Annotated in this window: 9 protein-coding genes; 5 read left to right on the forward strand and 4 right to left on the reverse strand. The window is 70.8% G+C overall.

Annotated features, from left to right (window positions below; genetic code table 11):
* Nucleotides 1-144: 144 nt before the first annotated feature.
* The 4 genes from FMQ63_RS17875 (at nucleotide 145) to FMQ63_RS17890 (ending at nucleotide 2,479) form a co-directional block, all read left to right on the forward strand.
* Nucleotides 145-786 (forward strand): RNA polymerase sigma factor, encoded by a 642-nt coding sequence (locus FMQ63_RS17875; RefSeq protein ID WP_011552470.1) that lies wholly within the window; start codon nucleotides 145-147, stop codon nucleotides 784-786.
* On the forward strand, nucleotides 786-1,307 hold the full coding sequence (locus tag FMQ63_RS17880; protein WP_011552469.1) for a zf-HC2 domain-containing protein: 522 nt from the start codon (nucleotides 786-788) through the stop codon (nucleotides 1,305-1,307). Before FMQ63_RS17875 ends, FMQ63_RS17880 begins: the two co-directional genes overlap by 1 nt.
* The gene (locus FMQ63_RS17885; protein WP_011552467.1) at nucleotides 1,304-1,789 is read left to right on the forward strand and encodes a hypothetical protein; all 486 of its coding nucleotides are present in this window, start codon (nucleotides 1,304-1,306) and stop codon (nucleotides 1,787-1,789) included. The genes FMQ63_RS17880 and FMQ63_RS17885 overlap by 4 nt, the downstream gene beginning before the upstream one ends.
* Nucleotides 1,790-1,897: 108 nt before the next feature.
* Nucleotides 1,898-2,479 (forward strand): DUF4136 domain-containing protein, encoded by a 582-nt coding sequence (locus FMQ63_RS17890; protein ID WP_011552466.1) that lies wholly within the window; start codon nucleotides 1,898-1,900, stop codon nucleotides 2,477-2,479.
* A 56-nt stretch (nucleotides 2,480-2,535) separates the two neighbouring features.
* Here FMQ63_RS17890 and FMQ63_RS17895 read toward each other — a convergent pair whose 3' ends face one another.
* The 4 genes from FMQ63_RS17895 to FMQ63_RS17910 all read right to left on the reverse strand — a co-directional run bounded on the left by FMQ63_RS17895 (nucleotide 2,536) and on the right by FMQ63_RS17910 (nucleotide 10,278).
* Nucleotides 2,536-3,510, reverse strand: a complete 975-nt coding sequence (locus FMQ63_RS17895; protein ID WP_171452248.1) for a DUF5996 family protein — start codon at nucleotides 3,508-3,510, stop codon at nucleotides 2,536-2,538.
* A 130-nt stretch (nucleotides 3,511-3,640) separates the two neighbouring features.
* Nucleotides 3,641-4,231 carry a glutathione peroxidase gene (locus tag FMQ63_RS17900; RefSeq protein ID WP_011552464.1) on the reverse strand — a complete coding sequence of 197 codons (591 nt, stop codon included), beginning with the start codon at nucleotides 4,229-4,231 and terminating at the stop codon, nucleotides 3,641-3,643.
* A gap of 35 nt (nucleotides 4,232-4,266) precedes the next feature.
* The gene (gene uvrA, locus FMQ63_RS17905) at nucleotides 4,267-9,570 is read right to left on the reverse strand and encodes an excinuclease ABC subunit UvrA (RefSeq protein WP_011552463.1); all 5,304 of its coding nucleotides are present in this window, start codon (nucleotides 9,568-9,570) and stop codon (nucleotides 4,267-4,269) included.
* A gap of 117 nt (nucleotides 9,571-9,687) precedes the next feature.
* A complete protein-coding gene (locus tag FMQ63_RS17910; protein WP_011552462.1) occupies nucleotides 9,688-10,278 on the reverse strand; it encodes a DUF2378 family protein in 591 nt (196 codons plus the stop codon).
* A 153-nt stretch (nucleotides 10,279-10,431) separates the two neighbouring features.
* Here FMQ63_RS17910 and FMQ63_RS17915 point away from each other — a divergent pair, with 153 nt between their 5' ends.
* A complete protein-coding gene (locus FMQ63_RS17915; RefSeq protein ID WP_011552461.1) occupies nucleotides 10,432-12,723 on the forward strand; it encodes a PAS domain S-box protein in 2,292 nt (763 codons plus the stop codon).
* The last annotated feature ends 23 nt before the right edge of the window (nucleotides 12,724-12,746 follow it).

The following is a 12,746-nucleotide window of genomic DNA, read 5'->3' on the forward strand; positions in this document are numbered from 1 at the left end:
CCCATTGTCCCCGCGCGGCCTGCTCGCCATCAACTCGGGAAGGCATGTTTCCTGGCTCAATATCTTGCAATTCACGAACAACCAGAAATTGCTGACAGAAATCGGCCGAAATTAATCTTTATCTCCGTCCGGGGTTGGAGCCACGTGAGCATCAGGGAGACAGGCGGCCAGGTGGTGTCCCTGCCGGCGCGCATGGCCCGGGCGGGCCTGGAGCGTGCGCCGGACGAGGCGCTCTGCCGCGCATTCCTGGAGGGCGATCCGGCGGCCTTCGAGGTGCTGGTGACGCGGCACCGCTCGCTCGTTTTCTCGCTGGTGCGCCGCTACGTGACGCGCCCGGAGGACGCGGCGGACCTGGTGCAGAGCGCCTTCCTGCGCGCGTTGGAGGCCTCGCGCCGCGTCTTCGCGCGCTTCACGCCGTCGGGACCGGCGCCCTTCCGGGCCTGGTTGGTGCGCATCGCCCTCAACCTGGCGAAGAACCACGCCCGTCAGGTGCAGCGGTGGCGCCCGGTGCTGGTGGCCTCCGGGCCGGATGACGTGGTGGAGGACCCGTCGGAGTCCGCTCAGGACCGGCTGGAGCGAGCCGAGCGCGAGCGGCAGGTTCGCGCCGAGGTGCTCGCCCTGCCCCGCCGCCAGCGCGAGGTGCTGACGCTGCGCGTGGACGGCGGGCTGGCATTCAAGGACATCGCCGAGACGCTCGGCATCACGGAGAACAATGCGAAGGTGCAGTTCCACCATGCGATGAAGCGCCTCAAGGCGCGGGTGGGCGCGCCCGAGGAGAAGCACTGATGGCTGCGTGCCCTGACCAGGAAGAGCGGCTGGACCTGCATGCCGCGGGGGCGTTGGAGGATGACGAGGCGCTTGGACTCATCCAGCACCTGGAGGGCTGCGAGGGGTGCCGGCAGGCGCTCGCGGCCTCCAAGGAGCTGCTCTCGCTGGTGGCGCTGCCCGCGCTGTCACCCCAGGAGAAGACGGAGCTCCAGGAGCTGCCCCGGCGCACGCTGTCGGAGTGGCGCCGCGGCGCACGGCGCCAGGGTCTGGGCTTGAAGACGCTGGGCGCGCTGGTGGCCACCGTCGCGGCGGTGACGTTGGTACTGCTCGTGCCCGGCGCGTGGCGGGTGCCAGGCCTGGGACTGAAGGCGCCGGTGACGGCGACGGCGGCGCCCGCCACCGACGTCGAGGAACTGGACGCGGAGACGATGGCCGCCATCGAGGCCTGGGCGGGACTGGAGCCGCTGGACGCGGTGCTGTTCGAGGACTCCCAGGGCTGGGACGAAGAGTTCGACATCGATGTGGGAGAGACGCTGTGAGGACGAGGGTGCGAACGCGGATGGCGGTGATGATGCTGGCCCTGCTGCCCTGGGTGGCGGTGGCCGCGCCCACCGGGCGCGAGGCCCGCGTCGAGGAGCGGATGGAGCGCGCGGAGCAGCGGCATCGGCTGCGGCAGGTGCTGGAGCTGTCGGACGTCCTGGACCTGGACAACGCGCAGGCGCTGAAGCTGGAGGAGACGCTACAGCGCTTCGACGAGCGCCGCCGCCCACTGCGCAAGCAGGTGCGTGAAGCGGCGCGCATCCTCCACCGGGCGGCGCGAGGTGACAGTGAGGCCCTGGCGCAGGTGGACGCGGCGGCGCTGGGTGCCTTCGAGGCACGCGAGCGCATCGCGGCGCTCGACAAGGAGCTGTACCTGGCGCTGGCGAAGTCACTCCCCCAGGAGAAGCGCGCCCGGCTCGCGCTCGCCCTGGCGCGCAGCGAGGGCCGCCAGAAGATGAAGCGGGAACCCGGGAAGGATTAGCACCGAGGCCGGGGAGGACCGGGCATCCAGCCCGAGGGGGCCTCGTCATGCCGTGGCTACCGTCAGGGGGGCAACGGCGCGCACCGCGCCGCCACCGAGGAGGCTTCCTTGCGGCTGCTGACCCGAATCGCCCCACCGCTGCTGGCGCTCGCTGTCGCCGCGTGCTCCAGCATCGACGTGAACACCAACTATGACCCCACCGCCACGCAGAAGCTGGAGGGGTACCGCACCTATGCCTGGCTCCCACAGCCCACGGGCAAGGACGACCGCGTCTACAACCCCATCGTCGGCGCGCGCGTCGAGCAGTCAGTGGACCGCTACCTGCAGTCGCGCGGCTACCAGAAGGTGGAGTCCACTGCCAACCCGGACTTCCTCATCGGCTGGCACGGCGCCATCCACAATGCGCTGAAGGCGGAGACGGTGGACGCCTACTACGGCTATCCCTGGGGCGGTCCCTTCACGGACCCCTTCTTCGCGGGCGGCGCCGTCACCATGCCGGAGACGGAGCTGCGTGAGTACGAGGAGGGTTCGCTCATCCTCGACATCGTCGACCCGCAGTCCAGGCAGCTCGTCTGGCGCGGCACGGCCCAGGCGGAGCTGGACGAGAATGCCAGCGCGGAGAAGCAGCAGCGGCGGCTGGACGAGTCCGTGAAGGAGGTGCTGGAGCGCTTCCCGCCCAAGGCGAAGTGACGAGGGCCCTTCGCACGCACCGGCCTCGCGGCGACGGGCCTCCGCGAGGCCGGGCTTCACGGCGCGGGCTGCTCGGCGACCGTTCCCTCCTCCACGGCGCGGGCCGCGCGCAGGGACTCGGGGACGATGAGCGGCCGCTCCAGGCGCTCCCGCTCCCAGCCGCCCAGGTCCGCGCAGGCCTCGTAGGTGCTCTGGAGGAAGTCGAGCAGGTACGCCTTCGGGTCCTCCGCGCGCCGCACGTCGTCGTACGCCAACAGGTATTCCTTGATGTTGGCGTCGTACCGGGCCTGGGCCGGGCGCACGCTGGCGCGCGCGAAGCCCTCCGGCTCCGGGGCCGCATAGCTGTAGAAGGCCGCGCCGCCGGTGGCCTGCATGCCGGGCCAGAAGCCCGCGCTGCTGACCTCCTCGCAGTAAGCCTCCTGGGTGATGGGGTCCGCCCCGATGCGCGCAGGCGCGGGCCGGCCGGAGAAGCGCGTCACCGCCAGGTCGAAGCTCCCCCAGAAGAAGTGCACCGGGCTGCACTTGCCGGTGAAGCGCGCGCGGAAGTCCTCGAAGACGAGCGTGGCCTGAAGCAGCGCCCGCCACCAGCGCTCCACGGCTTCACCGTCATAGCTGGCGTGGTGCCAGTCCTTACCGAAGGGCGTGGTGTCGTCGGGAATCTCGACGGGCTGCTCCCAGATGCGCACGTCGATGCCCATGGAGCGCAGCGTCGCCATGAAGTCCCGGTAGAACTCCGCGACGGGCCGGGGCTCCAGCGCCATCACCCGGGACGGTCCACGGGTGGCGTGCACGTGCAGCTCGTGCGAGAGGAAGTCGAAGTCCACCTCGAAGGCGCCATTTCCGAAGGGAATGAGCCCCGTCGTCATGCCCCGCGCCGTCACGCGGAACGCGACGTTCCACCAGTGGTTCTGCGGCGGCGTCAGCGCCAGCTTCACCTTGCCGACGACCTGCGTGTACCGGTGCAACGTGGCGTAGGTGTCCTGCCACGCCTCCAGCGGCAGCGGCGGCCACGCCGTGTCCCGGGTGTCCATGGGGCCTCCCTTCAAGCCGAGTCGGCATTCAGGGTGAGCCCCCACCGGCGCCCATGCCAGGGCGCCAGCCAGGGCCGCATGCCTCCAGGGCGGGGACCAGAGGGCCAGCCCCCACGCGCCCTCTCAGGGGCTATGGCTGCGCGAGCGCGCTGTCGATGGCCGCCTTCAGCTCCGCGCTGTCCGGCGTCACCGCACTGGGGAAGCCGGCCTTCACCTGGCCGTCCTTGCCCACCACGTACTTGTGGAAATTCCACTTGGGCGCGGGGTGGTGCTGCGACAGGAACGCGTAGACGGGCGACTGGCCGTCCCCCTTCGTCTTCACCTTCTCGAACATGGGGAAGGTGACCTTGTAGCGGAGCTCACAGAACTTCTTGATCTCCTCCGACGAGCCCGGCTCCTGGCCGCCAAAGTCGTTGGACGGGAAGCCCACCACCACCAGGCCCTTGTCCTTGTATTCCTGGTGGAGCTTCTCCAAGCCCGCGTACTGCGGCGTGTAGCCACATTCCGACGCGGTGTTCACCACCAGGACGACCTTGCCCTGGTAGCCGGACAGCGTCTCCGGCTTGCCGTCGAGCCGGTTGGCGGAGAGGTGATGGAAGGACATGGGCTTCTTCTCGCTCGTGGGTTCGGACTTCGCGGGGGGAGGAGGCTTCGGCGCCGCGGCGAGCGCCGGGGTGAAGGCCAGCGCCGAGGCCAGGGTCAACAAGGGGAGGGTTTTCATACCGCTCCCCAGGATGCCCCAGTCCCCCGCCCGTTTCACGCCCGCCGCGCCGCGGCACGCGAGCGTGTGTCCTCATCCGAAAAGAGCGACTTGAGCACCCGGCCGGTAGGCGTCTTCTGCTTCGCCACCTCGCGGGGCGTGCCCTCCGCGACGATGTGGCCTCCCGCCTCGCCACCATCGGGCCCCAGCTCCACCACGTGGTCCGCTGCGCCAATCACGGACGGGTGGTGCTCGATGACCACCAACGTGTCGCCGCGGTCCACCAGCCGGCCCATGAAGGTGATGAGCTTCTCCACGTCGCCCAGGTGCAGGCCGGTGGTGGGCTCGTCCAGCACGTACAGCGTGGGTTCGTGCCGGGCAGAGGCCGTCAGCTCGGCCGCCAGTTTCAAGCGCTGGGCCTCACCCCCGGACAGGGTGTTGGAACCCTGGCCGAGTTGGAGGTAGCCCACGCCCAGGTCGGCCAGACACTCCAGCGGCGCGGCCACGCGGGGCAGCGCCTTGAAGACATCCTTGGCCTCGTCGGCGGACAGGCGCAGCACGTCGCCAATGGTGAGCCCGTGGTAGCGCACCTCCAGCGTGGCCGCGTCGAAGCGCGCGCCGTTGCAGGCCTCGCACGGCGTCACCACGTCCGGGAGGAAGGACATCTCATGGGAGATGGCGCCCTGCCCGTCGCACGCGGTGCACCGGCCGCCACTGGCCGAGTTGAAGGAGAAGCGCGTGGGCGTGAAGCCCTTGATTTTCGCCTCGGGCGTGGCCGCGAACACGCGGCGCAGCTCGTCCCAGATGCCCAGGAACGTCGCCGGCACCGAACGCGGCGTGCGGCCGATGGGTGACTGGTCCACCGACAGCACGCGCTTCACCGCCTCCGCCCCGTGCAGCGAGGTGAAGGGGCCGGGCTTCGCCGTGACGCGGTCCAGCTTCTCGCGCAGCGCCGGGTACAGCACCTGGCGAATCAGCGTGCTCTTCCCGGAGCCCGACACGCCGGACACCACGTTGAGCCGCCCCACCGGCAGCCGCAGGTCCACGCGCTTCAGGTTGTTGGCCCGCGCGCCCTTGAGCTCAATCCACTGCTTCGCCTCGCCCCGACCCGAGGGAGGCCGCACCTGCGACTCCTTCAAGGCCCGCGCGGTGGGCGAATCACTCTCCAGCACCACGTCCGGCGGCCCCTCCGCCAGGATGTGCCCGCCACCCCGGCCGCCCGTGGGCCCCAAATCCAGCAGATGGTCCGCCGCGCGGATGGTGTCCGAGTCATGCTCCACCACCAGCACCGTGGAGCCCGTGGCCACCAGGGCGCGCAGGTTGTCCAGCAGCCGGTGCGTGTCGCGCGGGTGCAGGCCGATGGTGGGCTCGTCCAGCACGTACATGGCGCCGGTGAGGCCCGCGCCCAGTTGCGCGGACAGGCGCAGCCGCTGCATCTCCCCGCCCGACAGCGTGGCCGCGTTGCGGTCCAGGGACAGGTAGCCCAGGCCCACGCGCTCCAGGAATTCCATGCGGCGCAGCAGCTCCTGGCGGGACGGCTCGCCCAGGAGCGCCCGGTCCCCCTTGAACTTCCAACCGCGCACCCGCGTCAGCGTGGACGCCACGGACTGCTGCACCACCTCATGGTAGCGCGCGCCCTCCAGCCGCACGCCCCGGGGGACGGGGGCCAGCCGGCTGCCACCGCACGTGCGACACGGCGCGACTTCGCCCTCGGCCATCGCCTCGGCGCCGCCCTGGATGCCGGTGCCCTCGCACGACTCGCAGCGGCCCTGCTTCGTGTTGAAGGAGAACCAGCGCGGGTCCAGCTCCGGCACGGCGGTGCCGCACTTGGGACAGGTGCGCTCGGTGGACAGCAGCGTCTCGCCCTTGCCGGCGTCCACCTTCACCGCGCCCTGGCCCCAGCCCAGCGCCTTCTCGAAGACGTCGCGCTCCAGCTTCGACAGCTTGCCCTCGTACATGACGAGGTCGATGTCGTGCTCACGTGTCTTCGCCAGGCGCGGCGGGTCATCCGTGGACGCGAGCTTCCCGTCGACGATGGCCCGCGAGATTCCCGCGCGCGCCGCCGCCGCGAAGATGTCCAGGTAGGTGCCCTTGCGCGAGCGCACCGCGGGCGCCAGCAACGTGCCTTCGCCCTTCATCGCCGTGAGCTGCGCGAAGAGCACGTCCGGCGCCAGGGAGGTGATGGGCGAGTCGTCATCCGGGCAGTGCGGCTCGCCCAGCTTGGCGAACAGCAGGCGCAGGTAGTGGGCCACCTCGGTGACGGTGGCCACGGTGCTGGTGGCTCCCGCTCGCGAGGTGCGCTGCTCCAGCGCCACCGACGGCGGCAGCGAGCTGATGCGCTCCACATCCGGACGCGGCATGGAGGGCAGGAACTGCCGCGCGTAAGGGCTCAGCGTCTCCAGGAAGCGGCGCTGGCCTTCCGCGAACACCACGTCGAAGACGAGCGAGCTCTTGCCCGAGCCGCTCGGCCCGGTGACGACGGTCATCTTCCCCAGCGGGATGCGGCACGACACGTCGTGGAGGTTGTGCTCGCGCGCGTGCTCCACCTCGATGGCGGGGACCTCACCCTTGCCCGGCTTGCGCAACTTCACCGCGCGGCCCAGCGGCTTGCGCTCGCCCCGCAGTGCCTGGGCGGTGGCGCCCTTGCCGCGAGCCACGTCCTCCGGCGTCCCTTCCGCCACCAGCCGGCCACCGTCACGGCCGCCCACGGGGCCCAGGTCGATGACCCAGTCCGAGGCCTTCATCACCGCCACGTCGTGGTCCACCACCAGCACGCTCGCGCCGAAGTCCACGAGCGCATTCAGCGCGGTGATGACGTGGCGCACGTCCTCCGCGTGCAAGCCAGCGCTGGGCTCGTCGATGAGGAACAGCGTCCCCTGCGCCTCATTTGCCAGCGCCCGCGCCAGCTTCAAACGCTGCGCTTCGCCCCCGGACAGCGTGGACAACGGCTGACCCAGCGGCAAGTAGCCCAGCCCCAGCCGCGCCACCGGCCCCAGCGTGCGCTTCAGCGCCGTGTCGCCGCCGAAGTGCTGGAGCACCTCGTCCACCGTCATCTCCAGCACCTGGGCCACGCTGAAGCCCTGATGGCGGACGGCCAGCACCTCTTCCTTGAAGCGCCGGCCGCGGCACACCGCGCACAGCAGCGCCACGTCGGCGAGGAACTGCATCTCCACCGTCTCGTAGCCCTCGCCCGAGCAAGCCTCGCAGCGGCCCTTGTCGACGTTGAAGGAGAAATGCGCCGCCGTGAGGCCGCGCACCTCCGCGTCGGGCTCGGAGGCGAAGCGCTCGCGCAGCCGGTCCCACGCCTTGGTGTACGTGGCCGCGTTGCCGCGCGAGGTGCGCCCCAGCGGGGACTGGTCCACCAGGGTGATGGCCTTCACCGCCTCCATGCCCTCCACCGCGTCCACCGCGCCGGGTGCCTCCACGTCCTTCACGCCCAGCCGCCGCGCCAGGTGCCGGTACAGCACCTCGTCCATCAGCGTGCTCTTCCCCGAGCCGCTGGGCCCCGTCACCGCGCACAGCACGCCCAGGGGCACCTCCACCGTGAGGTCCTTCAGGTTGTGCTCGCGGGCCCCCCGAATCACCAACGCCCCGGTGCGCGTGCGCGGCGTGCGCGGCACCTCGTCCACGCCGGCCAGCAGCCGCCCCGTGGGCAGGTCCTGCTTCTTCGCCAGCGCCTCCGGCGTGCCATCGAATACCAGCCGCCCGCCCTGCTTCCCGGCCCCGGGCCCCAGCTCCAGCACGCGGTGCGCCGAGCGGATGACCAGCGGATCATGCTCGATGACCAGCGCGATGTTGCCCCGCTCCGCCAGCTCCGCGATGGCCTCCGTCAGCGGCGGCACGTCGCCCGGGTGCAGGCCCACGGTGGGCTCATCCAGCACGAAGAGCGCGCCGGTGAGGGACGTGCCCAGCGCGGCCGTCAGGGACACGCGCTGCGCCTCGCCGCCCGACAGCGTGCGCGCGGGGCGGTCCAGCGTGAGGTAGCCCAGACCCACCCGCTGGAGGTAGCGCAGGCGGCCGGCCAGTTCGCGCCGCGCCAGCTCACCCTGTCCCGTGATGGTGCGCAGCGCGTCCAGCCGCGCCAGCGCATCCGTCAGCTCCAGGTGGTGCCACGACGGCAAATCCAGCCCGCCCACTCGGTACGCACGCGCCTGGGCGTTGAGGCGTCCGCCACCACAGCTCTCGCACAACGTGTAGGCGCGATAGCGCGCCAGCAGCACGCGCACGTGCATCTTGTACGTGCGGCCCTCCATCCACCGGAACCACGCGCGCACGCCCGGGTAGGCGCGGCCCTCGTCGTAGTCGCCCTCGCCCTCCAGCACCGACTCGCGCTGCTCGGGCGTCAGCAGGCCCCAGGGCTTGTCCCACGGAATCCCCCGCGCCTTGCACCAGCGCTGGAGCATGCCGCGCTCCCACGTGGTGGACTGGCCGGACCAGGGACGGATGGCCCCCTCCGACAGGCTCAGCTCGGGGTTGGGAATCACCTTGCCCCAGTCGATGCCAATGGTGCGGCCGAACCCACGGCACGCGGCGCACGCACCCACCGGCGACTGGTAGCTGAAGAGGCCGGGCCGCGCGGCCTCGAACTCCCGCGCGCACTTGGGGCACACCAGCCCGCGCCGCAGCCGCTGGGGCACGCTCTGCCCAGGGACGAAGAGGTGCGCCTCGCCGTCCGCGCGGTTCCACGCGTCCTCCAGGGCCTGCGTCACGCGCGACAACTGCGCGTTCGTCAGCTTCACCCGGTCCACCACCACGCGCGCGATTCCAGCCGGGTCGGTCGCCTCGGCGGGACGGAGCGACTCCAGCTCCTTCACCTCGCCCTGCACCATCAGCCGGTGGTAGCCGTCCTTCAGCAGCCGGGCCCGCGCGTCCAGGAAGGCCGCCGTGTCGGGGATGCGCAGCGGGAAGGTGAGGATGGCCTGCGCGTCCGTGTGCTCGCGAATGGCCGCGGCCGCTGCCACGCGCGCGTCCGTCCGCACCGCCTCCACGCCGCAGGTGCCGCAGACGGGCACGGCTTCACGGGTGAAGAGCGCGGACAGGTACGGCTCCACGTCCGCCAGCGTGGCCACCGTGGAGCGCGAGCTCTTCACGGGCGCGCGCCGGTCCACGGCCACGCCCGCGGCCACGGGCTCCAGGGCGTCCATGGGCGGCCGCTCCAGCCGCTCGAGGAACTGCCGGGCGTACGGGCTGAAGCTCTCCACGAAGCGCCGCTGCCCCTCGGCATACAGGGTGTCGAGCGCCAGGCTCGACTTACCGGCGCCAGAGACGCCAGTGACACAGACGAACTCCCCTTCCGAGAGGTCGACCGACAGGTCCTTCAGGTTGTGCGTGCGCGCGCCAACGAGGTGAGTCTTGTGCATACGGGTGGCAGGTTTAACGACTGGACACTTCGCCGCCAATCACAACTGAGGGAGCACCCGTGGGAACCCGCCTCCCTGGCTGGCGATGAGGCGGACACCCGGAGCCCGGAGGCCCGCTCAGGCGCCCGTCCAGCGCACCCGCAGGGCGTACCCCGCGGTCTGCCGCTCCAGCACCTCCACCTGGGGCAACACCTTGGTGCGCAGCAGGACGCCTTCCACCACGCCGGCGACGAAGTCCGGCAGCGGGTCCGGGTCCACGACGCGGATGCGCCATTCCCCCGCCTGCACCGGCTCCAGCAGCATCTTCATGTCCTCGCGCCCCGCCCGCAGATACGTGGGCAGTCGCGTCAGACACCTTTCCGTCCCCAACAGGGGCGCGGCGGTGGCGAAGATGCGACCCACCAGTGTCTGGGCGAACCCCTCCACATAGCGGTGCCCCAGGACGCGGTTGGCCGCCTCGGGCGGCTGCCCCACGCAGGCATAGCGACGGGCCACCCCCAGCGCCGCCCGCCACACCACCAGCGGGTAGTACTCCTGCGACGCCTCCATGTCGTAGCCAATGTCTCGCAAGGACTGGGCGAAGGACCCCGTGGGCTTCAACGCATGGACGAAGAGCCCTTCGAAGTTCCGCCGAGGCACCTGCACCGGCAACGGTGGGGGCTTCCGCGGCTCGGTGGCCGTCTTGTCGTCAAAGCCCCGCCGTTCCATGAGTTCCCCCTGTCTCCACCGGTCCACCCCGGTCCTGAAGCCAGTGTATCAGCCCGGGCGCTTCGTCACCTGCACGCCACACCGGCACGGCACCCCGCTTTTACAACAGCAAACGTCGTGTAACGATGAGCGTTCGTCATCAAGAGGTGTCCCATGCGGGTCCTGATTGTCACCCAGGGGGGAGGGGCGGACCTGGCGCCAGTCGAGTCCTGGCTGCGTGAGCAGGGACACACGGTGGTCACCGTGACGCGCGAGGCGGAGGTGCCCGCCGCGTGGCGCAGCGGAACGTGCGCGCTGGTGATGGTGGATGCCCGGACGGACCCCTCCCGCGTCCCGCTGGTGCGCGCACTTCGCAGCCTGCCCGGCGGTGAGGAATCCGTGTTGCTCCTCCTGGGCCACCGGGGCGCGCTGGGCGGACTGCGGCCCGTCCTGGAGGCCGGCGCCGATGATTTGCTCGCGTGGCCCGTGGATGAGGAGGAACTGGCGCTGCGGTTGGAGCTGGCCCACCGCCGCTTCGTCCGGCGCGAGGGCCGCAAGGGCCTGCCCTTCGGAGATGACCTGAAGGAGACGCTGCTGGCCGTCAGCCCCGTGCCCACGTCCATCACCACCATCACCGAGGGGCGCGTGGTGGCGGCCAACGAAGCCTACTTCGAACTCTTCGGCTACACGCGCGAGGAGGTCATCGGGCGCACCACGATGGAGCTGGCGCTGTGGCAGGCGCCCCTGAACCGCTCGCAAATCGTGGACACGCTGCGGCGCCACGGCACGGTGCGCGGCGTGGACGCGCAGTACCGCACCCGCGAGGGCGAGCTGCGGCACACGTTGCTCTTCATGGGCCTGGTGCCCTACGGCGGCACGCCCCACATCATCGCCTTCTTCCCGGACATCACCCCGCTCAAGCGCGCCGAGGAGAGCCTGCGCCGCTCGGAGGTGAGCTTCCGCACCCTCATCGGCAGCCTGCCGGACATGGTGGCCGTCTTCGACACCGACTCGCGCGTGCGCTACGCCAACCTCAAGGTCGCCACGGCCCTGGGCTACGAGAGTGCGAACGAGCTGCTGGGCAAGCACTTCTCCGACATCATCCCCAAGGAGGACTTCGCCAGCGCCAACGCGCGCATGCACGAAGCCATCCGCACCGGCCGCGCGGCGCACCAGGAGCGGCGGCTGCTCAAACGCGACGGCAGCGTGCTGCACGTGGAGTCCACCACCTTTCCCCTGCCCTTCGACGGCGAGGACTCCATCGTTGCCGTCTCCCATGACTTGACGGAGCGCTACCAGATGCAGGCGCGGCTGATGCTCGCGCAGCGCATGGCCTCCGTCGGCACACTGGCCGCGGGCGTGGCACACGAAATCAACAACCCCCTGGCCTACCTCACCGCCAACCTGGCCTTCGCACGCGAGGAGCTCACCGGCGTGCTGCCCACCGGCACCCGGAACATGGAGCCCCGGCTGGCGGAGGCGGTGGCCAGCGCCCAGGCCGCGCTCGCCGAGGCGCAGCAGGGCGCCGACCGGGTGCGCAGCATCGTCCGGGACTTGAAGACGTTCAGCCGGGTGGACTCAGCGGAGAGCGAGGAAGTGGACGTCCGGCAGGTGCTGGAGTCCACGCTGAACCTGGCCACCACGGAGATTCGTCACCGCGCCCGCCTGGTGAAGCAGCTCGACGCGGTCCCCACCGTGGTCGGCAACGAGTCACGGTTGGGACAGGTGTTCCTCAACCTGCTGGTGAACGCCGCCCAGGCCATTCCCTCCGGGACGCCGGAGCGCCATGAAATCCGCGTCGTCACCCGCCTTTCGGGCAACGGCCACGTCTGCGTGGAGGTGTCGGACACGGGCGCCGGTATCGCCAAGGAACACCTGCCGCGCCTGTTCGACCCCTTCTTCACCACCAAGGAGCCCGGGGTGGGCACCGGACTGGGCCTGTCCATCTGCCACAGCCTGGTGACGGCCCTGGGTGGGGAAATCCATGCGACGAGCGAGCCGGGCAGGGGCTCCACCTTCCAGGTGCTCCTGACCCCCTCCCAGCGACTCGGGACCGAGCGCCCACCGCCCGCTCCGCCGCCCGCCCCCACGGAGAAACGGGGCAGCGTGCTGGTGGTGGACGACGAGCCGCTCGTCTGCACGGCCCTGGGGCGTACGCTGCGTCCGCACCACGACGTCACCCTCTTCACCCGGGCCCAGGAGGCCTTGGAGCGCATCGAGGCCGGCGAGCGCTTCGACGTCGTCTTCTGCGACCTGATGATGCCGGGCATGAGTGGGATGGACTTCTACTCCGCCCTCCAGGCCCGCCACCCCGAGCAGGCCCAGCGGGTCATCTTCCTCACCGGCGGCGCGGTGACGCCTCAGGCCCGCGCCTTCCTGGAATCGGTACCAAGCCCCCATCTGGAAAAGCCGTTCGCTGGCAGGGAACTCCTCTCGCTGATCCAGGAACGGCTCGCGCACGCATAGCGAATTGTCAGCCTGTGGAAGAT

The sequence above is a fragment of the Myxococcus sp. CA005 genome (assembly GCF_006518205.1).
GTDB classification, from domain to species: Bacteria; Myxococcota; Myxococcia; order Myxococcales; family Myxococcaceae; genus Myxococcus; species Myxococcus xanthus.

What these genes read in the sequence shown, in the direction of transcription:
- FMQ63_RS17880 (WP_011552469.1), top strand. Translation starts at nt 786, where the DNA reads ATGGCTGCGTGCCCTGACCAGGAAGAGCGGCTGGACCTGCATGCCGCG.
- FMQ63_RS17895 (WP_171452248.1), bottom strand. Translation starts at nt 3,510, where the DNA reads ATGGACACCCGGGACACGGCGTGGCCGCCGCTGCCGCTGGAGGCGTGG.
- FMQ63_RS17900 (WP_011552464.1), bottom strand. Translation starts at nt 4,231, where the DNA reads ATGAAAACCCTCCCCTTGTTGACCCTGGCCTCGGCGCTGGCCTTCACC.
- uvrA (WP_011552463.1), bottom strand. Translation starts at nt 9,570, where the DNA reads ATGCACAAGACTCACCTCGTTGGCGCGCGCACGCACAACCTGAAGGAC.
- FMQ63_RS17910 (WP_011552462.1), bottom strand. Translation starts at nt 10,278, where the DNA reads ATGGAACGGCGGGGCTTTGACGACAAGACGGCCACCGAGCCGCGGAAG.
- FMQ63_RS17915 (WP_011552461.1), top strand. Translation starts at nt 10,432, where the DNA reads ATGCGGGTCCTGATTGTCACCCAGGGGGGAGGGGCGGACCTGGCGCCA.